The 20531-nt window shown below is 71.4% G+C and carries 16 protein-coding genes; 10 read left to right on the top strand and 6 right to left on the bottom strand.

Features of this window, described 5'->3' with window-relative positions; genetic code table 11:
* The first annotated feature begins 266 nt into the window (after positions 1-266).
* Complete coding sequence (locus AB0E24_RS22120) at positions 267-1190, top strand: LysR family transcriptional regulator (RefSeq protein ID WP_359379220.1); 924 nt, start codon at positions 267-269, stop codon at positions 1188-1190.
* Positions 1191-1523: 333 nt separating this feature from the next.
* Here the strand turns inward: AB0E24_RS22120 and AB0E24_RS22125 are convergent, their stop codons facing one another.
* Positions 1524-2531 carry a sulfotransferase gene (locus AB0E24_RS22125; protein WP_251770011.1) on the bottom strand — a complete coding sequence of 336 codons (1008 nt, stop codon included), beginning with the start codon at positions 2529-2531 and terminating at the stop codon, positions 1524-1526.
* A gap of 259 nt (positions 2532-2790) precedes the next feature.
* Here AB0E24_RS22125 and AB0E24_RS22130 point away from each other — a divergent pair, with 259 nt between their 5' ends.
* Positions 2791-3702 carry an endonuclease/exonuclease/phosphatase family protein gene (locus AB0E24_RS22130; protein WP_359379224.1) on the top strand — a complete coding sequence of 304 codons (912 nt, stop codon included), beginning with the start codon at positions 2791-2793 and terminating at the stop codon, positions 3700-3702.
* 68 nt (positions 3703-3770) lie between these two features.
* On the opposite strand, the gene AB0E24_RS22135 is transcribed toward AB0E24_RS22130, so the two are convergent.
* Positions 3771-4970 (bottom strand): MFS transporter, encoded by a 1200-nt coding sequence (locus AB0E24_RS22135; RefSeq protein ID WP_069872208.1) that lies wholly within the window; start codon positions 4968-4970, stop codon positions 3771-3773.
* A gap of 291 nt (positions 4971-5261) precedes the next feature.
* Between AB0E24_RS22135 and AB0E24_RS22140 the strand changes: the two genes are divergently transcribed.
* Entirely contained in the window at positions 5262-6323 is a 1062-nt protein-coding gene (locus AB0E24_RS22140) for a mechanosensitive ion channel family protein (protein ID WP_069872206.1), read from the top strand.
* 5 nt (positions 6324-6328) lie between these two features.
* Here AB0E24_RS22140 and AB0E24_RS22145 read toward each other — a convergent pair whose 3' ends face one another.
* Together AB0E24_RS22145 and AB0E24_RS22150 are read right to left on the bottom strand one after the other, a co-directional pair.
* Positions 6329-6949, bottom strand: coding sequence for a response regulator (locus AB0E24_RS22145; RefSeq protein ID WP_359379343.1), 621 nt, complete (start codon positions 6947-6949; stop codon positions 6329-6331).
* Positions 6950-7074: 125 nt separating this feature from the next.
* Entirely contained in the window at positions 7075-8355 is a 1281-nt protein-coding gene (locus tag AB0E24_RS22150; protein ID WP_359379345.1) for a sensor histidine kinase, read from the bottom strand.
* Between the two features lie 324 nt (positions 8356-8679).
* On the opposite strand from AB0E24_RS22150, the gene AB0E24_RS22155 reads away from it, so the two are divergent.
* The 5 genes from AB0E24_RS22155 to AB0E24_RS22175 all read left to right on the top strand — a co-directional run bounded on the left by AB0E24_RS22155 (position 8680) and on the right by AB0E24_RS22175 (position 13495).
* Positions 8680-9471: a class I SAM-dependent methyltransferase gene (locus tag AB0E24_RS22155; protein ID WP_093701596.1), complete on the top strand. Its 792-nt coding sequence runs from the start codon at positions 8680-8682 to the stop codon at positions 9469-9471.
* Between the two features lie 38 nt (positions 9472-9509).
* Positions 9510-9962 carry a VOC family protein gene (locus AB0E24_RS22160; RefSeq protein WP_069872199.1) on the top strand — a complete coding sequence of 151 codons (453 nt, stop codon included), beginning with the start codon at positions 9510-9512 and terminating at the stop codon, positions 9960-9962.
* Between the two features lie 286 nt (positions 9963-10248).
* Positions 10249-10440 carry a putative ATP-grasp-modified RiPP gene (gene tgmA, locus AB0E24_RS22165; RefSeq protein WP_069872196.1) on the top strand — a complete coding sequence of 64 codons (192 nt, stop codon included), beginning with the start codon at positions 10249-10251 and terminating at the stop codon, positions 10438-10440.
* A 15-nt stretch (positions 10441-10455) separates the two neighbouring features.
* Positions 10456-11394, top strand: a complete 939-nt coding sequence (gene tgmB / locus AB0E24_RS22170) for an ATP-grasp ribosomal peptide maturase (RefSeq protein WP_069872194.1) — start codon at positions 10456-10458, stop codon at positions 11392-11394.
* Positions 11395-11659: 265 nt separating this feature from the next.
* Positions 11660-13495 carry a glycoside hydrolase family 15 protein gene (locus AB0E24_RS22175; RefSeq protein WP_079256248.1) on the top strand — a complete coding sequence of 612 codons (1836 nt, stop codon included), beginning with the start codon at positions 11660-11662 and terminating at the stop codon, positions 13493-13495.
* Positions 13496-13727: 232 nt separating this feature from the next.
* Here the strand turns inward: AB0E24_RS22175 and AB0E24_RS22180 are convergent, their stop codons facing one another.
* The gene (locus AB0E24_RS22180) at positions 13728-14210 is read right to left on the bottom strand and encodes an NACHT N-terminal Helical domain 1-containing protein (RefSeq protein ID WP_347233723.1); all 483 of its coding nucleotides are present in this window, start codon (positions 14208-14210) and stop codon (positions 13728-13730) included.
* Positions 14211-14444: 234 nt separating this feature from the next.
* Here AB0E24_RS22180 and AB0E24_RS22185 point away from each other — a divergent pair, with 234 nt between their 5' ends.
* Entirely contained in the window at positions 14445-17819 is a 3375-nt protein-coding gene (locus AB0E24_RS22185) for a pyruvate carboxylase (RefSeq protein ID WP_069872188.1), read from the top strand.
* A 193-nt stretch (positions 17820-18012) separates the two neighbouring features.
* On the opposite strand, the gene AB0E24_RS22190 is transcribed toward AB0E24_RS22185, so the two are convergent.
* Positions 18013-18561, bottom strand: coding sequence for a MarR family winged helix-turn-helix transcriptional regulator (locus AB0E24_RS22190; RefSeq protein ID WP_069872186.1), 549 nt, complete (start codon positions 18559-18561; stop codon positions 18013-18015).
* A gap of 169 nt (positions 18562-18730) precedes the next feature.
* On the opposite strand from AB0E24_RS22190, the gene AB0E24_RS22195 reads away from it, so the two are divergent.
* Positions 18731-20410, top strand: a complete 1680-nt coding sequence (locus AB0E24_RS22195) for a purple acid phosphatase family protein (RefSeq protein ID WP_359379232.1) — start codon at positions 18731-18733, stop codon at positions 20408-20410.
* Positions 20411-20531: the final 121 nt, after the last annotated feature.

Consider the following 20531-nt stretch of genomic DNA (forward strand, 5'->3'; position numbering starts at 1 on the left):
TCCATCCATTCCAGCGGGGGGTCGGGCGGAGGGAGGAATGTCACCGCGCCCGGTTCCCCTTGCCGGTCCGGCCGGATCGTCGGGGAGGAAACCGTCGTGGGCGGGCTGTGACCGTACGGTCAGCCAGTGCGGGTGGGACCGTGTCCGATCGGTCAGTTCGATGAGCGAGTTCGGGCGAAATCCGTCACCATGATTTTGACGGTCTCCCGATCACTCGTCCAATTAAAGTCTTCCGGGAATTGATAAACAATTTTTATCTTCCTGTAGTGATCGATCTTCGCCAGCTCACCGTGCTCACAGAAGTCTGTCGCGCCGGCTCCTACAGCGCCGCGGCGGACAGTCTCGGGTACACCCAACCGGCCATCAGCTATCACATGCGCGCGCTGGAACGTGCCGTGGGCGTGGCGCTCACGGTCAAGGCGGGACGGGGGGTGCGGCTGACGCCGGCGGGCCACAGACTCGCCGAGCGCGCCCAAGGGGTGCTGGCCGGGCTGCGGGACGTGGAGAACGAGTTCGAGGCGCTCGCCGCGCGCACCCGGGGCCGGGTGCGGATGTCCTCCGTGCAGAGCGTCAGTGTCGCCGTGCTGCCCGCCGCGCTGGCCAGGCTGGGCGCCTCCCGTATCGAGGTGGAGGTGGAGCTGGGCCAGACCGCCTCCCAGGACGCGTACCGGCTGCTGGACTCGGGCGAGACCGATCTGGCGATCGTCGCCGACGACGAGCCGGGAGAGGCGGCGGGAGAGGCGACGGGGCCCGCGGTCACCCCGCTGCGCCGGGTCCCGCTGCTGGTCGACCGCCGCCATGTGCTGCTGCCGCGCGGCCATGCGCTCGCGGGGCGGCGCAGCGTTCACCTCGCCGATCTGTCGCGGGAGCGGTGGATCCTGGAGCGGGACCGCGAGCGGCTGCTGCGGCGCTGCGCGGAGGCGGGGTTCGAGCCCCGGGTGGTGACCACGACCGACGACCAGGCGACGACGCTGGGCCTGGTGGGCGATGGGGTGGGCATCGCCCTGATGGACGGCCTGGGTCTGCTCCCCCGGTGCGATCCTCGGGTCGAGCCGCGTCCGCTGGACGACTGGCCCCGGCGCCATGTCTGCGCGCTGCTGCGGCCGGAGGCGGCCAGGGTGCCCGCGGTGGCCGCCCTGCTGGGGGCGCTGCGGGCGGTGGCCGTCGAGCAGTCGCGGGATGCCGCCTGAGCGGCGACGGCCCGACGCCGGGCTACCTCATCGGCCCCGGGCCGGGCTCATCCGCCACGCACGGGGCCCGAAGACGGGCTCCGGCGTGCGCCGGGCGTCTGGGCCGGGCTCATCCGCCGTGCGCTCGGTTCAGGGCCCGTTCTGTCCGCCGTGCGCTCGGCCCAAGGACCGCCCCCTCCGCCGTGTACCCGGCTCAAGACCCGTTCGGTCCGCCGTGCGCCGGGCCCGGGGCCCGTCTCATCCGCCGTGCACCCGGCCCAAGGACCGCCCCCTCCGCCGTGCACCCGGCTCAAGGCCCGCTCTGTCCGCCGTGCGCCGGGCCCGGGGCCCGTCTCATCCGCCGTGGACGGCGCTCAGTGCTCGCGCGCCGGGGGCGCAGCTTTCGCGGAGGGCGGCCAGTTCGGCGGGCGGCAGGGTCGCGGCGGCCGTGCCCCGGCGGTCGCCGTCGAGCAGGGCCCGTCCGGCCGCCAGCCACTCCGGGAGGGGCTCCACCCCGACGTGGTGGGCCAGCCGGGTGAGCTCGCGCTCGGGCGCGTCGAGGAGGCCCTCGTACGACAGGGACATCCGGATGTCGGCGGGGAGCCGGGACAGACGCTCCAGCCCCTCGACGATCGTGGCCGACCACAGACGGCCGAACTCGGCGGTCGGTACCGACCGTTGGTACAGCGGGCGCAGATCGGCGTCGTCGTCGCTGAGCAGGGCGTCGAGACCGGCCGGAAGGTCCTCGGTGGTCTCGGCGCGCTCCGTCATCAGCTGGATCAGCCGGAAGCCGGGGTGGCGGCTCATGGAGAGCGCGCAGTCGGCGCCGTCCCGGTGGAGGTGGACGAACCGGGCCTCGGGAAAGACCTCCCGCAGCCGGGGCACCGACCGCAGCGAGTAGCCCGACCGCTCCACGACGGCGCGTCGGCCGAACCGCTCCCCCAGCAGGCCGAACAGCGCCCGGTAGTGATCGGCCACCGGCGCGGCGGGCCGCCGGGTCAGCTCCGGCTCCAGCGCGTCGAACAGCGCGTCGGGGTCGTCGGTGAGATGCGGCAGCGTCATCATGCACAGGGCCGGAATGCCACCGCCGGCCACCGAGAACCGCCCCTCGACATGCGGATACCGGTACTCCGGCAGCGGGATGCCATCGCGGATGACCCGGTTGGCGAACGAGCGCGGAGTGGCGAGGATCCGCCAGAACTCCGCCCCGGTCAGCGGCGCCTCGGGCAGCGCGTCCGGCTCCAGCGAGGCGATCAGCTCGCTCACGCTGAGCAGATCCGGATGCAGCCGCAGGACGCGCGACAGCGCGGTGGAACCGCATCGTCCGGTCCCCACGACGAAGGTCAGCGGCCGTACGCTCACCCCAGGTGCCCCTTCCGTCTCGACGACTACCGACCCTGTCTACCCACCGCCACCGCCGCGCACCCCCGGCCACCCCCGTCACTAGTGAGGTCTCCCGTCACTGGTGGGACTTCTCGTCACAGGCGGAGGCCACCCGTGCTCTTGAGGTCGGCTCGGCGTGACCGTACGTTCCACCGGACGGCCACCGCAGGACACACCCCCCACACCGCGGGGGCCGACACTTGGGCCGACACCGCACCTTCAAGACCTTGGAGGAGCCATGCCCGCACCTGTGTTCAGCCGCCGTCGCGGTATGCGCGTCGCGGCCGCGGCGGCCGTCGCGCTTCCGCTCGCCGCCCAGCCGCAGTACGTGGCCACGGCGGTCCCCGCCGCCCCGGTCGCCCCCGCCGACGGTCCACGGCTGGCCGCCATGACCTTCAATCTGCGCTACGCCAGTGACAGCGAGCCCAACTCCTGGGGCCGGCGCCGCCCGGTCATGCGGGAGCTGCTGCGCCGGGCCCGGCCCCATCTGCTGGGCACTCAGGAGGGGCTGTACGGCCAGCTGCGTGATATCGCCCAGGACCTCGGGCAGCGCTACTCCTGGATCGGCGTCGGGCGGATGGGCGGCAGCCGCGACGAGTTCATGGCCGTCTTCTACGACACCGGGCGGCTGGAACCCCTGGAGTACGACCACTTCTGGCTGTCCGACACCCCGAATGTGATCGGTTCCAACACCTGGGGCGGGGCCGTGGTCCGCATGGTCACCTGGGCGCGCTTCCACGACCGGCACACCGGCAAGGAGTTCTACGCCCTCAACACCCATCTGGACCACCGCGGCCAGAACGCCCGTGAGCACGCCGCCGCTCTGATCACCGAGCGGCTCGGCGGTCTGGACTCCGCGCTCCCCCGCATCGTGACCGGCGACTTCAATGTGGCGGCCCATGGCAACCCGGTGTACGACGCCATGCTGAACGGCGGGACGCTGGTGGACACCTGGGACACCGCCGAGCGGCGCGGCCCGCTGTACGGGACGTTCCACGGCTTCGGCCCGCTGACCCCCGACGGCGACCGGATCGACTGGATCCTGACCTCGCCGGGGGTGCGCACCCGCCACGCCGCCATCGACACCTTCTCCCAGGACACCCAGTACCCCAGCGACCATCTGCCGGTGCGGACCGTCCTGGAGCTGTGACGCCGGGCGGCCGCGCCGGACGCCGTCGATCCGCTCCTCCGGGGGCGGATCGACGGGTCGGCGGGCCCTCAGCGGTCGGCCGTCTCCGCCGAGAGCGCCCGCACCCGCAGCAGGGTGGCCACGGCCAGCAGGGCCACACAGCCCGTGAAGACGAGCCCGGCGGTCCGCAGGCCGACCGCCACCGTCAGCGCGCCGACTCCGATCACCGGAATCGAGATCGCCAGGTACATCAGCACGAAGAGGGCGGAGGTGACCTCGGCGCGGCGGTCGGCCGGACTGCGCTCCGTCACCACCCGTACGGCCGCGTGGAACGACAGCCCCTGGCCCGTCCCCGCCACCACGGCGCCCAGCACCAGCAGCGCGAGCGACGCGATGGCCAGTGAGACCGCGATGGCCGCCATCCCGGCCACCAGCACCGCGCACCCTCCGGGCAGCGACCACCCGGGGCCCAGCCGCCGCCCCAGCACCTGCCCGGCGATCGAGGCGGCGAACACGGAGAACGCCACGGCACCGGCGACCGCGAGATTGCTCTCCCCCTCCACCTCGCTCAGGAACGTGGGCGACACCGAGGTGAACAGGCCCAGTGTGGCGAAGCCCGCGAACCCCGCCATGGCCGCGGCCGCGAACGTCGAGCGCATCTCCTTGGGCACCCGCAGCCGCTGCGGCCTCAGCGGCGGACGGCTCCGCGTCCGTACGGTCTCCGGGAGGGCGAGCACCACGGCGGCGGCCACCGCCACCAGCACCAGGTCCACCACGAACACCAGCTTCAGCGGCGCCGGGGCGTACTGCGCCAGCACACCCGCCAGCAACGGGCCGACGCCGAGACCGCCCAGGTTGGCCCCGGTGGCGAGGAGAGTGGCGGCACGGCGCCGGCTCGGCGGCGCCAGCTCGATCACCGTCACGGTGGCGGTGCCGGTGGCCAGACCGGCGGACAGCCCCGACAGGGTGCGGCCCGCGAACAGCTCCGGCAGTCCCCGGGCGAGCAGGAAACACACCGCGCTCAGGGCCGACAGCACCAGCGCGGCCAGCATGACGGGCCGTCGCCCGATGAAGTCGGACACGCTTCCGAGCAGCAGCAGCGCGACGATGACCCCCGCCGCGTATACGGCGAAGATCACCGTGACCATGAACGAGGAGAAGCCGAACTCCCGCTGATAGAGCGAGTAGAGCGGCGTGGGCAGCGTCGTACCGCACATCGTGACCACGAAGGCGTAGGCGGCCGCGAGATACGGCCACGCTCTGCTCACGTCGTTTCGACGGCTTTCCATGTGATCTGATTCCACCACACATCACATGTCCGTCAAACGCGGTGACGCGCCGCCCGCCACCTGGCGGGTTACGTGCGGTAGCGGGGCATCCCGTCATTCGGCCCTCATCCCATGCGGCAGGATGGCACCTCACGCCGGAGCCGTACACATGTACGCCGGCACAGCCCGTACACCCCAGGTACAAGCAGGTGACATGGTGATCCCACAAACCTCCAGACCGGAGGCCGCACCGACGACGGCATGCCGTACGGCCACTTCTGACGCGCTGTCCGGCACCGGGGAGAGTGGTCGATGAACCGGGCTCTCACCTTGCACGATGTCATCGTCGTCGGGGCGGCCCTGGTATGCGGCGCGGCCGGTGGTGTGTTGTTGCGCCTGGCGCTGCGCTGGCTGGGTGAGCGGGCCCGCGCCACCCGCTGGAGCGGCGACGACATCATCGTCGACACCTTGCGCACCCTGGCGCCGTGGGCGTCGATGGCCGCCGGTGTGGCCGCCGCGGCCGCCGCGCTGCCGCTGACCCCCACGGTCGGCCATGACGTCGATCAGACGCTGGTGGCCGCTCTGATCCTGGTCACCACCGCCACGGCGGCGCGAGTGGTGGCCGATCTGGTGCGCTCACTGGCGCTGTCCCGCTCAGGCGTGGCGGGCACGGCCACCATCTTCGTCAACATCACACGGATCGCCGTACTGGCGATGGGTGTGCTGATCCTGCTGGAGACGCTGGGCGTCTCGATCGCCCCGCTGCTCACCGCGCTGGGCGTGGGAGGTCTGGCGGTCGCCCTGGCCCTCCAGGACACCCTGGCCAACCTCTTCGCGGGGGTGCACATCCTGGCCTCCAAGACGGTGCAGCCCGGCCACTACATCCGGCTCAGCAGCGGGGAGGAGGGGTATGTGGTCGACATCAACTGGCGCAACACGGCGGTGCGGCAGCTGTCGGACAACCTCGTCATCATCCCGAACGCCAAGCTGGGCAACACCATCATGACCAACTTTCACCAGCCCGAGCAGCAGATGTCGGTCATGGTCCAGGCGAAGGTCGGCTACGGAAGCGATCTGGACCATGTCGAGCGGGTGACCGTCGAGGTCGCCGGGAAGGTGATGTCCGGTGTCGAGGGCGGCGTCGTCGACCACGAGGCCAGCGTGCGCTTCCACACCTTCGGAGAGTCCGGCATCGACTTCTCGGTGTTTCTGCGGGCCCTGGAGTTCAGCGACCAGTACCTCATCAAGCATGAGTTCATGAAGGAGCTGCACCGCCGGTTCCGCGCCGAGGGCATCGAGATCCCGCTGCCCACGCGTACGCTCGTCCTGCCCGACCAGGACCGCGTTCCGCTGCCGGGCCGCCCGGCGATCTGACGCCGTCAGGGCAGCAGCCGCCGCTCGGTGGCCACCGCCACCGCCCCGGCCCGGGTCTCGACCCCCAATTTCCCGTAGATCCGTCCCAGATGGGTCTTGACCGTGGCCTCGCTGATGAACAGGGCCCGGGCGATCTCCCGGTTGCCCAGGCCGCGGGCCAGCTGCCGGAGGATGTCGCGCTCCCGCTCGGACAGCCCGGGGCGCGGGCTGCGCATCCGGGCCAGCACCCGGTCGGCGACCGGGGCCGACAGCGCGGTACGGCCGGAGGCGGCGTTCCGGATCGCCGCGAACAGCTCCTCCGGGCGCTCGGCCTTGAGCAGATAGCCGGTGGCCCCCGCCTCGATGGCACGGGTGATGTCGGCGTCGGTGTCGAACATGGTGAGCACCAGGACACGGGGCGCGGGTGGATCGCCACGGGCCAGCCGCCGGGTGGCGGTCACCCCGTCCATACCCTCCCCGAGCTGGAGATCCATCAGCACCACATCGGGCCGCAGCCGGGTGGCCATGGCGAGGGCCTCCTCGCCGCTGCCCGCCTCGCCGACCACCTCGATCCCCTCGGTGCTGGCCAGCAGCGCCCGCAGCCCGGCCCGCACCACGGCGTGGTCGTCGCAGAGCAGCAGCCGAATGGCGGGCGCGGACGGGGCCACGCTCGGAGCGGGGCCGGACGAGGGGGACGGCGACGGGCCCGCGGCCGGGCCGGACGACGAGGGCGACGAAGGGGAAGGGGACGGGGAAGGGGACGGGGACGGGCTCATGGCGTGGCCTCCACGGGGCGGTCGGGGACGAGGGCGGGAAGGGGCTCCACGGGGATCGCGGCCGAGACCACGGTCCCCTCGCCCGGTGCGGACTCCACGGTGAGCGTGCCACCCAGCTGCCGTACCCGGGCCCGCATGGCCGGGAGCCCATGTCCGCGCGACCGGTCCGCGCCGGGGGCCGGGACGGCGCCGGTGTCGAAGCCACGGCCGTCATCGGCGATGTCCAGACAGATCTGATCGCCCATCCAGGTCAGGGTGAGCGCGGCCCGGCCCGCCCCGGCGTGCTCCCGCACATTGGCCAGCGCGCCCTGGGCGATGCGCAGCAGCGCGGCCGCCACCCGCTCGGGCAGCGGGCCGAGGGGGCCGTCGAGCCGGAAGTCCACCGTCCGCCCCGGGCCGCTCTCCCGCTCGGCGAGCGCGCCGAGCGCCTGGGCCAGGGAGCGCTCGGCGAGGTCGGCCGGGGCCAGGTCCTGGACGAACCGGCGGGCCTCGGCGAGGCTGCGGGACACGATCTCCGCCGCGTCCCGCATATGTCCGCGGGCCGCCTCCGGATCCGTCTCCCAGGTGCGGTCGGCGGCCTGGAGCAGCATCCGCTGGCTGGACAGCCCCTGGGCGAGGGTGTCATGGATCTCCGAGGACAGCCGCTGGCGCTCGGCCAGGATCCCCGCCCGCCGCTCGGTCGCGGCCAGATCGCGGCGGGTGCGGACGAGATCGTCGATCAGCGTCCGCTGCCGGGCCGACTGGCGCCGCAGATGGATGAGGACGGCGGCGGCCACGGCGGCGATGGCGGGCGGCGCGATCAGCGCGTTGGGGTCGAAGCCGTCGTGCATGAACCGCAGTTTGGAGGCGACGACCAGCACGGTGAGCACGGCGGCCAGGGGCACCGCGAACCGGGTGGGCAGGGTGTGCAGACCGGTGAAGAACAGCGGCATCGCGCACCATGCGGCGCTCGGCGCGAGGACCAGCAGCGCGACCCACGCGGCCAGCACCGCGGCCAGCCAGACCAGATAGCGGCCGGAGGGCCGGCCGCCGGGGCCCGGCGCGGGCGCCGGCCACCGTCCGGGCGGATAGAGCGCGCCGAAGGCCACGAAGAGGGCGATGACCCAGCCGTTCGGCGCGCCGCCGGTGTCCCGGATCAGATAGCGGACCAGCGAGGACCCCAGCAGCAGGAAGAACGCGATGTGCAGGACCGCCGTCAGCCACCGCTCATCCGGATCGTCCGGCCCGTCGGATCCGGACCGCCCGGACCACGCCGACCAGGTGGCCGACCACAGCACCGGCCACGGCGCCCGCCCGGACCGCCCGCCTGCCCCGACCGCCCTGCCCGCCGACCGCACCCCGGCCCCTCCTCGCTCCCCGGTTCACCCCGGATCCTCGGTTCTCTTCACTGCTCTTCGATTCGCTCCCCCAGCCAGTCCTAACGCGCCCGGCCGGACGCCGCATCATCCGATCGGTTGATACGACGATCACCCGGATCGCCCGCGGACCGGGGCCGCTCCACCGATCCCCGCCGCCGCCACGGCGCAGAGGCTGGTACCGACCAGAGCGACGCGGGAACGCATAAACCGCCGCGTCCGCACCTCGAGCCCGAGAGAGTCCCCATGCCCGCCAAGAACCTCAGCGTCAATCGCTCCGCCCTCGGCCACCGCGTCTCCTACGCGCTGCGTCATCCGCAGCGCGTCCCGCGCCATCTGGTCCGCGCCACCCGGGACGCCTGGCTGCGCTACCGCTACCCGGACCATGTCGCGTACTACCGCGCAGTCATGCGGTCCGACACCCGCACCAGCCCGGAAGCGGCGGTCGGCAGCCGCAGCCATGACCGGTGGCTGGCGCTGGGCGAGATGCAGTTCGACTATCTCCTCGGCCACGGTCTGCGGCCGGAGCACCGGATGCTGGAGATCGGCTGCGGCAATCTGCGGGCGGGCTGGCGGTTCATCGGCCATCTGGAGCCGGGCCACTACTACGGCGTGGACATCTCGCCCGAGATCCTCGCCGCCGCACAGGACACACTGGTGCGCCACGGGCTCCAGAGCCGCGTTCCCACCCTCACCCCGGTCCGCGATCTGACGCTGCGGTTCCTGCCCGACGCCCACTTCGACGTGGTGCACGCGCACAGTGTGTTCTCGCACTCGCCACTGCCGGTCATCGAGGAGTGCCTGGCCCATGTCGGCCGTGTCATGGCGCCGGGCGGCTGGTTCGACTTCACCTTCGACCGCACCGAGGGCGTGGAACACCAGGTGCTGCGGGAAGACTTCTACTACCGCACCGATACGCTCATCGCCCTGGCGGAGAAGCACGGTCTGGCGGCCCGCTTCATGGCGGACTGGGAGGAGCTGCCGCACGGCCAGTCGAAGATCCGCGTCACCCACCGCGAGGCCGGGCAGACGTCCTGACCTGGCCCGCGCTCTTCCCGCAGCGAAGGAAGCACACCATGACCGCACACTCCCCCGGCCTCGTCCCCTTCCATCTGGCCATCCCCGTCGACGACCTCGACGCGGCCCGTGAGTTCTACGGCAAGGTGCTCGGGTTCGCCCAGGGCCGCTCGGACACCAAGTGGATCGACTGGAACTTCCGCGGCCATCAGGTGGTCACCCACCAGGTGGGCGACGGCCCGGCGAAGACCCCGCGCGACGGTGTCGCGGGAACCAACCCGGTCGACGGCCACCAGGTGCCCGTACCGCACTTCGGCCTGGTGCTCCCGGTGCCGGAGTTCCAGGAGCTCGCAGAGCGGCTCAGGGCGGCGGGCACGGACTTCGTCATCGAGCCGTATGTGCGCTTCGAGGGCGAACCGGGCGAGCAGTGGACGATGTTCTTCCTCGACCCCGCCGGAAACGCCCTGGAGTTCAAGGCGTTCGCCGACATCGAGCGGCTCTTCGCGGTCTGATCCGCCCGGCGGGCCGTTCCCCGGCCCGCCGGACGCGCGGGGTCCGTGGGGGCGCTCGGTGGCCGGTGCTCCCCTCCGCGTCCGCCGACTATTCGACGGCGCATTACCCGAGGCATATGTGCCCTTCGACCCCTCCGTTGACGTTCCTCCCGATCCTGTGACGCACTTCATATCGCAACACACGGGACAAACTCGTTGCTAGAGAGTGCCGTAGACTTTTAGTACGTACTGTTGCGTGGTGGATAGACGAATACAGACGAATAGATTGAGCACCAAGAGGTCACTCATGCAGCCCTTCGTACTGAAGCACGCAATCCCCGCCGAGCGGTCGGCGGCCAGTGTTCCCTACGCATATAGCGCCGCCTTGCAGTTGAATGTCCTCTCCGACGGCCGTCCCGCCATCGCCGACCGGGCGGTGCTGCTGGCGACCGGCACGACCACATCCACAGCCGGCTCCAAGACACACTTCGACGACTGACGTTCGCATACGTCGATGACGGTACTCATCCTGACGAGCCGCCAGGATGTCACCGCCGACTTGGTGGTGGCGGAACTGCGCGAACAAGGCGTCCCTCTGGTGCGTTTCGATCCGGCAGACCTTCCGGATCAGGCTGCCCTGTCGACCGAATTCGACCGTGGTGACTTCACGGGATATCTGTCGACCGAGGGACGTCTCGTCAGCATCCACGGTGTGCGGTCCATCTGGGTCCGCAGACCGGGCCGGCCCGCCGCCCACGCGCCGAATCCGTCGGAGTGGCTGACGGCCGAGTGCGGACAGGCCCTGTACGGGATGCTCTACGCGACAACGGCACGCTGGATGAACCATCCCGCGGCCGCCGAACCGGCCCGCCACAAACCGTTCCAGTTGCGGGTGGCCCAGCACAGCGGTTTCGCCGTGCCATCGACTCTTGTCACCACCTATCCGCGCGCGGCGCGGGATTTCGCCATCCAGTGCGCGGACATCGTGGTGAAATCCGCCTCCGGTCCGCCCTCCGTCGATCCACCGGTCGCGCTGCCGACGACCCGCATCGGACCGGACACGGATTTCTCCGATGTCGCGGCCGGGGCCACCCTTCTTCAGCGGTACATTCCCAAACGGGCCGACATCCGGCTGATCTGCGTCGGCAGCGAGTTATACGCCGCTCGCAAGACCGCCGCCTCCGGCCAGGTGGACGGGCGCTATGGATGTCATGGACATCACTGGGAAGCCGTCGATGTGCCCGCCAGAATCGCGCGCTCCGTCCATGAGTACATGACGCTCACCGGCCTCGCCTACGGGGCCTTCGACTTCGCCGAGGACGCCGAGGGCGTTTGGTGGTTCCTGGAGTGCAACCAGGGCGGCCAATTCGGCTTTGTCGAGTTGGAAACCGGTCAGCCCATCGCGGCGGCGGTCGCGTCCTGGCTGGCGGCGCCCAGCGTCGCCCACCGTTGAGAACGGCGTTCCCGCACATCCGCGCACATACCGTGACGGCCGGCTACGCGGAGGCATGACCTGGGCCTTCGCCAGGGAGGACGAGGCCGGTGGCGCCCGCGCCACCGTGGCATACGCTGCGCACCCCGCTCGATGCGGGGCGTGGCCGCCGGTCCCGGTACCGCCGTCCGGGCGCTGCGCCGGACCGGCCGGTCGGTCGTATGCTGAATCGAGAGTCTGCGCTACCCAGGGTTTCCAGCCCCTCCCCCCAGCGCGGGAGGTTCCGATGACCGTCGCCGAGAGCAACCGCCCCCACCCGACGGACGCGTCCCGCTATGTGCCCATCGCCGAGCACGGTCTGATCGGCGATCTGCGCACCGCCGCGCTCGTCGACACGGGCGGCACCATCGACTGGTACTGCCCGGTACGGTTCGACGCGCCCAGTGTGTTCGCGTCGATCCTGGACACCGACCGTGGCGGTTCGTTCCGGCTCACGCCGGATGTGCCCGCCCGCACGAAGCAGTTCTACTTCCCCGACACCAATATCCTCATCACCCGCTTCTTCGCGGACGACGGGGTCGCCGAGGTCCAGGACTTCATGCCGATCGTGGACGACTCGCGCGAAGCGGACCGGCACCGGCTGATCCGCCGGGTGCTGTGCGTACGCGGATCGCTCCCGTTCACCGCGCGGGTGGCGCCCCGGTTCGACTACGCCCGGCAGTCGCACACGGTGCGCACCGAGCAGGGGCTCACGATCTTCGAGTCCCCGGAGCTGTCGCTTGCGCTGACGTCAAGCGTCACCGTGGAGACCGACGGACTCGATGCGGTGTCCACGTTCAAGCTGGTCGAGGGCGAGGCCGCGGTTTTCGCACTGGACCGGATCGGCGGCGCCGTGCGGCCGCGGCACTGTCCGCAGGCGGAGGCGGAGGAACTGTTCAACGCCACCGTGCGCTACTGGCGCCGCTGGCTCTCGCAGTCCCGCTACCGCGGGCGGTGGCGGGAGATGGTGCACCGCTCGGCGCTCACCCTGAAGCTGCTCACCTACGCGCCGACCGGCGCCATCGTGGCCGCCCCGACCACCAGCCTGCCCGAGCAGATCGGCGGTGAGCGCAACTGGGACTACCGGTACGCATGGGTCCGCGATTCCGCGTTCTGCATCTACGCGCTGCTGAGGCTGGGCTTCACCCAGGAGGCCGAGGCGTTCGTGCGCTTCCTCTCCGAGGACATCCGCCTGGGCGACGGCCCCGGCGGCCCGCTCCAGATCATGTACGGCATCGACGGCCGCAGCGAGATCCCCGAGCAGATGCTCCCGCATCTGGAGGGCCATCTGGGCTCGTCCCCGGTCCGGGTCGGCAATGCGGCGGTCGACCAGCTCCAGCTGGACATCTACGGGGCGCTGGTGGACTCCCTCTACCTCTATGACAAATGGGGGCAGCCGCTGTCGAGCGGCCACTGGGACGCCGTCTGCGAGGTGGTCGGCTGGGTCTGCGACAACTGGGACCGGCCCGATATGAGCGTCTGGGAGACCCGCTCCGGACCGCAGCACTTCCTGTACTCGCAGCTGATGTGCTGGGTCGCGATCGAGCGGGCGATGCGCATCGCCCGCCACCGCGGCCTGCCCGCGGACATGTCCCGCTGGTCGCGGGCGCGCGATGACATCTACCGGCGGATCATGCGCAGCGGCTGGTCGCCGCGGCGGCTCGCCTTCGTACAGCGCGAGGGCGAGGAGGTGCTCGACGCCTCGGTGCTGATGATGCCGCTGTCGAAGTTCATCTCCCCCACCGACCCCAAATGGCTGTCCACCCTGGACGCGCTGGGCGAGGAGCTGGTGTCCGATTCGCTGGTCTACCGCTACGACCCCACGGTCAGCCCGGACGGGCTGCGCGGGGCGGAGGGCACCTTCTCGATCTGCTCGTTCTGGTACGTCGAGGCGCTGTCCCGGGCCGGACGGGTGGACGAGGCGCGGCTGGCCTTCGAGAAGATGCTCACGTACGCCAACCACGTCGGGCTGTACGCGGAGGAGATCGGCCGCACCGGTGAGCAGATCGGCAACTTCCCGCAGGCGTTCACCCATCTCGCGCTCATCAGCGCCGCGTTCAACCTGGACCGGGCCCTGGGCTGACCGCGCGTCCACCGCGGCCGCGAGCGCCGCCCTCGCCGAGATCCACGGCGGCCGGACCGCCCCGCCGGGCGGCTGAGCCGGTCGTCGGTGGGTGGCCGGTTCAGCGCGACGGCGCCGGGACCACCAGGGCGAGTCGTTGTACTCGTCGAGCTCGGGCGGGAAGGCGCGGCGAGCGGCGGTGGTGGCGAGCCACTGCAACAGCGCGGTCTTACCGGGGCCGTGGCCTCCAAGCTCAGATAGGCGGCGTCCAGGGGCCGTTGAGGATCTGGAGACAGCTGAGGTCCAGCAGGCTGTTGCAGAGATGGGTGCCGTCGGCGCTGAGCTGCCGGGTGGCCTGCGGGGCCCGCTTCTTGAGGGTGTGCGCGAGGGTGCGATACCCCAGGCGCACCGCTTGGACGTCGCCCATGCCGATATGGCCCAGGGCCAACAGGGTCACCGTCAGCGCGTCGGTGACGGCCCGGCGCTCGTCCTCGGGTACGGCTCGCTCGTGGGGATCGCCGGTGACCGCGCGCTCGACCAGCTCCTCGACCAGTTCGCGGACGTCGTCCTCGGTCAGGGTCCGCTTCTCCCCCTGCCAGGCCACCAGGCCGGAGATCCGCACCGGCTGGTGCACCAGCTCGGCCCCGGGGGCCGGCTGGGCGAACAGTCTGCGGATCAGCGGACCGGCCGCCGCGGCGGCCGCGCGCACCCCGACGCCGATGGCTCCTGGCTCCATCCCCCACCGATCCCAGCGTTGAAGCGGCGTTCCGGGTCCATGTATAGCACCACCCGGCGCGGCCGGAGGGCCACTCTGCGTATCCAGGCGATCATGGATATCGAGGACCGGATGCCATGCCGCACACCATCCACGAGAACTCGATCACACCCCGGGCGTGCCATGTGGAACGCGGCAGTAGGGTTCGCCGACAAGCGTGTGTTGGTACCGGGCAGCAGGTAGAAGGGATCGGGCATGTTCCGCAAGGTGCTGGTCGCCAATCGTGGAGAGATCGCCATTCGCGCCTTTCGCGCCGGCTATGAGCTGGGCGCGAGAACCGTCGCCGTGTTCCCGCACGAGGACCGCAACTCGCTGCATCGGCTCAAGGCCGACGAGGCGTACGAGATCGGTGCGCCCGGCCATCCGGTGCGGGCCTATCTCTCCGTCGAGGAGATCGTCCGCGCGGCGCGCAAGGCGGGCGCGGACGCGGTGTACCCCGGATACGGCTTCCTGTCCGAGAACCCCGAACTCGCGCGCGCGTGCGAGGAGGCGGGGATCACGTTCGTGGGGCCCGGCGCGCAGACCCTGGAGCTCACCGGGAACAAGGCGCGCGCGGTGGCCGCCGCCCGTGCGGCCGGGGTGCCGGTGCTCGGCTCGTCCGAGCCGTCGACCGATGTGGACGAGCTGGTCCGGGCCGCGGACGAGCTCGGTTTCCCGGTGTTCGTCAAGGCCGTCGCCGGTGGTGGCGGGCGCGGGATGCGCAGGGTCGAGCGCCGCGAGACGCTGCGCGAGTCCATCGAGGCGGCGGCCCGGGAGGCGGAGTCCGCCTTCGGCGATCCCACGGTCTTCCTGGAGAAGGCGGTGGTGGAGCCCCGCCATATCGAGGTGCAGATCCTCGCCGACGGGCAGGGCGATGTCATCCATCTGTTCGAACGCGACTGTTCGGTGCAGCGGCGTCACCAGAAGGTGATCGAGCTGGCGCCGGCGCCCAATCTGGATCCGGAGCTGCGGGCGCGGATCTGCGCGGACGCGGTGAAGTTCGCCCGGCAGATCGGCTATCGCAACGCCGGCACGGTGGAGTTCCTGCTCGACCGCGAGGGCAACCATGTGTTCATCGAGATGAATCCGCGGATCCAGGTCGAGCACACGGTGACCGAGGAGATCACCGATGTGGACCTGGTCCAGGCACAGCTGCGGATCGCCGCCGGTCAGACGCTGGCCGACCTCGGCCTCACGCAGGACACCGTGTATCCGCGGGGCGCGGCGCTGCAATGCCGGATCACCACCGAGGACCCGGCCAACGGCTTCCGCCCGGACACCGGCATGATCAGCGCGTACCGCTCGCCGGGCGGTTCGGGCATCCGGCTGGACGGTGGCACCACCCACGCCGGTGCGGAGGTCAGCGCGCACTTCGACTCGATGCTGGTCAAGCTGACCTGCCGGGGGCGGGACTTCACCACCGCGGTCGGCCGGGCCCGGCGCGCGGTGGCCGAGTTCCGCATCCGCGGCGTGTCCACGAACATCCCGTTCCTCCAGGCGGTGCTGGACGATCCGGACTTCCGGGCCGGGCAGGTCACCACGTCGTTCATCGAACAGCGGCCGCATCTGCTGACCGCGCGTCACTCTGCCGACCGCGGCACCAAACTGCTCACCTATCTCGCCGATGTCACGGTGAACAAGCCCCACGGCGAGCGGCCGCATCTGATCGACGCGACCACCAAGCTGCCCCCGGTGCCGGACACCGAACCGCCCGCCGGTACCAAGCAGCGGCTCACCGAACTCGGTCCCGAGGGTTTCGCGCGATGGCTGCGCGAGTCGCCCACGATCGGTGTCACCGACACCACCTTCCGGGACGCGCACCAGTCGCTGCTGGCCACCCGGGTCCGCACCAGGGACCTGCTGGCCGTGGCCCCGGTGGTGGCGCGGACCGTGCCGCAGCTGCTGTCGCTGGAGTGCTGGGGCGGGGCCACCTACGACGTGGCGCTGCGCTTCCTCGCCGAGGACCCCTGGGAGCGGCTGGCCAAGCTGCGCGAGGCGGTGCCCAACATCTGTCTCCAGATGCTGCTGCGCGGCCGCAACACCGTGGGCTACACGCCGTATCCGACCGAGGTGACCACCTCCTTCGTCCGGGAGGCCACGGCCACCGGGATCGATATCTTCCGGATCTTCGACGCGCTGAACGACATCGGGCAGATGCGGCCGGCGATCGACGCGGTACGGGAGACGGGCACCGCGATCGCCGAGGTGGCGCTCTGCTACACCTCCGATCTGTCCGATCCCTCCGAGACGCTCTACACCCTCGACTACTATCTGCGGCTCGCCGAGCAGATCGTGGACGCGGGCGCGCATGTGCTGGCCATCAAGGACATGGCCGGGCTGCTGCGCGCCCCGGCCGCGGCCAAGCTGGTGTCCGCGCTGCGCAGGGAGTTCGACCTGCCGGTGCACATCCACACCCATGACACCGCGGGCGGTCAGCTCGCCACCTATCTCGCGGCGGTCCAGGCCGGTGCGGACGCGGTGGACGGCGCGGTGGCCTCCATGGCGGGCACCACCTCCCAGCCGTCGCTCTCGGCGATCGTGGCCGCCACCGACCACTCCGACCGGCCGACCGGGCTCGACCTCGAGGCGATCGGCGGCCTGGAGCCGTACTGGGAGGCCGTACGCAAGATCTACGCACCGTTCGAGGCGGGCCTGGCCTCGCCGACCGGACGGGTGTACCACCATGAGATCCCCGGTGGTCAGCTGTCCAATCTGCGCACCCAGGCCATCGCGCTCGGCCTCGGCGACCGCTTCGAGGAGATCGAGGCGATGTACACCGCCGCGGACCGGATCCTGGGCCATCTGGTGAAGGTCACCCCGTCGTCGAAGGTGGTCGGCGATCTCGCGCTGCACCTGGTGGGGGCGGGTGTGTCGCCCGAGGACTTCGAGGCGGATCCGGGCCGGTACGACATCCCGGACTCGGTCATCGGGTTCCTCCGCGGCGAGCTGGGCAATCCGCCGGGCGGCTGGCCCGAGCCGTTCCGCGGCAAGGCGCTGGAGGGCCGCGCCGCCGCCAAGCCGATGGCGGAACTGTCCGCCGAGGACCGGGAGCAGCTGGAGAAGGATCCGCGGGCCACGCTGAACCGGCTGCTGTTCCCCGGCCCGACCAAGGAGTTCGAGGCACAGCGGCAGGCCCACGGCGACACCAGCGTGCTGGACAGCAAGGACTTCTTCTACGGGCTGCGCCCGCGGCAGGAGTACACGGTGGACCTCGAGCCCGGGGTCCGGCTGCTGATCGAGCTGGAGGCGATCGGCGACGCCGACGAGCGCGGGATGCGTACGGTGATGTCCTCGCTGAACGGGCAGTTGCGCCCGGTCCAGGTGCGGGACACCTCGGCGGCCTCGGACGTACCGGCCACCGAGAAGGCCGACCGGAGCGACCCCGGCCATGTGGCGGCGCCCTTCGCGGGTGTGGTGACGCTGGTGGTGGCCGAGGGCGATCAGGTGGCGGCCGGGGCCACCGTGGCGACGATCGAGGCGATGAAGATGGAGGCCACCATCGCGGCCCCGAAGGGGGGCACGGTCTCGCGCCTCGCCATCAACACGATTCAGCAGGTGGAGGGCGGCGATCTGCTGGTCGCCCTCGTCTGAGCCGACAGCGACGGCGAGCCGCCGCCACCGGTCCCACGGCCCTCGGGTCAGGGGCGTCCGGTGGCGGCGGCTTCGTATGCCCGCGGAAAGGTGTCCACCGCGGGTGGGGCATCCACCGCCCGGTCGAGAGCGCCTCGTCGGACACCTCGACACCAATCCGCTGTTCCGGGACTTCCGGGCGTCCGAGGCTCGATCACCGGCCGTCGGGCACGTCGGTTGCGTCGGACACGTCGTGCACATCGGCTGCGCCGGACACATCGGATGCGCCGGCCCCCGGCAGATGGCGTGCCACGGAGGCGTTGAGCCGCTCCAGGAAGTCGGTCAGCCGGGCCAGGTCCTCATCCGGCCAGTCCGCGGTGGCCTCGCCCAGCAGCCGGGTCCGCCGGGCGGCCGCCAGGCCGATATGGCGGCGCCCGGCGTCGGTCAGGTCCACCCTCCGTATCCGCCGGTCCACGGTGTCCCGCACCCGGGTGACCAGCCCTGCCGCCGTCAGCCGGTCCACGACGCGCACGGCGCGGGCCCGGTCGGAGAGCAGCAGCGCGGCGATGTCGGACACGGTGGGTGGCGGTGGGGAGCTGGCCTCGACAAAGCGCAGCACCCGGTAGCCGGTCGGGGTGACCTCCGCGGGCAGCCCGTCCAGGAAGCGCTCCCGCACCAGCGGTCCGTACAGCCCGTACCGGGCGTGGCGCAGCTCCCGCAGCACCGCGTCCAGCCCGCGCAGCTCCTCGTCCCGATCGTTCACAGGGAACAGCGTGCTGCGCGGCCACCGCCCCTGGCAACGTCCATCCGCCACCGTCCACCGAGATGGTTGTCGGGGTTCGCCGTCCGGTCGTCCGCCGGTAGCCCGCCTTGCCGCGCTGTTCACGGTGGCACGGTGTCCGGCGGCGGCGGGCGCGTGGGAGCTTCCCCCCATGACAACGACACCGAAGGCCACGACCACCACAACGACGGCGACCATCACACCGACGACGACGGCCATCACACCGACGACGGCCATCACACCGAAGGCGCCCCGGGTGAGCCGCCGGGGGCTGCTGGGCGCGGCAGGCGCGGCGGCGGCCGGTGCGGGCACCTTCATCTCCCAGCCGGAGGCGGTGGCGGCCTCACCGGTGCTGTGGACCCGGCCCGACGGGTCCGGGATGCCGCCGGTGAGCGGGCTGCACCTCCAGTTCGGGGCCGATGCCGCGCGGGAGGTGGTGGTGTCCTGGCAGACACCGGTCCCGGTGAAACGGCCGCGTGTCATGTTCGGCACCCCGGCCCATGGCATGGGCACCGAGGTCACCGCGCGGACCACCTCCTACCAGGACGCCAAGTCCCGGCAGACCATCTATGTCCATCACGCCCGGCTGAACCGGCTGCGCCCCGGCACCGGCTATGTCTACGCCGCCGTCCACGACGGGGCGACGCCCGAGGCGGGGTCGTTCCGCACCGGGCCGGGCGGCCGGGCGCCGTTCACCTTCACCAGCTTCGGCGACCAGGGCACGCCCACGGTGGGCAAGCTGAACGGGCCCAGACCGCCGAAGATCACCGAGAAGCTCGTCTACCTCAACGACAACCTCGGCTCGCCGTACGCCAATGACGTGACCACCGCCGTCGAGCGGATCGCGCCGCTGTTCCACCTCATCAACGGCGATCTGTGCTACGCCAATCTGTCCGAGGACCGGCTGCGCACCTGGTCGGACTGGTTCGATATGACCAGCCGGTCCTCGCGGTTCCGGCCGTGGATGCCCGCGGCCGGCAACCACGAGAACGAGCTGGGCAACGGGCCGATCGGATTCGCCGCCTACCAGGCGTACTTCTCACTGCCCGGCAACGGCGGCGACGCCGAGACCGAGGGGCTGTGGTACGCCTTCACCGTCGGCTCGGTGCGCGTCGTGAGCCTGGCCAATGACGACGTGGCCTACCAGGACGCCGGAAACACCTATGTGCGGGGCTACTCCGGCGGGGCCCAGCGGCGCTGGCTGGAGGCCGAGCTCGCACGGGCCAGGGCCGACCGGGACATCGACTGGATCGTGGTCGTCATGCACCAGGTGGTCGTCTCCACGGCCGACCACCCGGGCAACGGCGCCGACCTCGGCATCCGGGAGGAGTGGCTGCCGCTCTTCGACACCTACGGCGTCGACCTGGTCGTCTGCGGCCATGAACACCACTACGAGCGCTCCCACCCGATCCGTGGCCAGGAGCCCAGCGACACGATGACACCGACCCCCGCCGCCACCCGCACCGATCTGGTGGACACCACCGGGGGAACCGTCCATATGGTCATCGGTGGCGGTGGCACCTCGGTGCCGTCGATGGACGTCCTGTTCGACACCCCGCGGTGCAATGTCATCACCGGTGTCGGAGCGACCGGCGCGAACGGCCACAAGAGCCCGGTCTATGTGACGGAGGCGGCCCCGTGGTCGGCGGTGCGCGACCGGGTGAACCCCTATGGCTTCGCCGCGTTCACCGTCGACCCCGGCACCGAACCGGGTGGCCTCACCACGATGTCGGTGACCTACTACGCGGTCACCGGGCTCTACGGCCGCGTCGAGCCCGTGGACACCTTCACCCTCCGGCGCACCCGCGGCGACGGTGAGCGGCCCCGATGAGCCACGCCAGGAACTGACGGACCCTCTGACGCTCCATGCGGAGGACAAGGGCTATGAGTGGGCCGGCCCGCTCACCGTGCGTGGGTCCCGGTCCGACCGGGTGCCCGGGTGGCGGGCCGGC

Origin of the sequence: Streptomyces malaysiensis subsp. malaysiensis, from assembly GCF_040653035.1 — a bacterium.
GTDB lineage: Bacteria > Actinomycetota > Actinomycetes > Streptomycetales > Streptomycetaceae > Streptomyces > Streptomyces malaysiensis.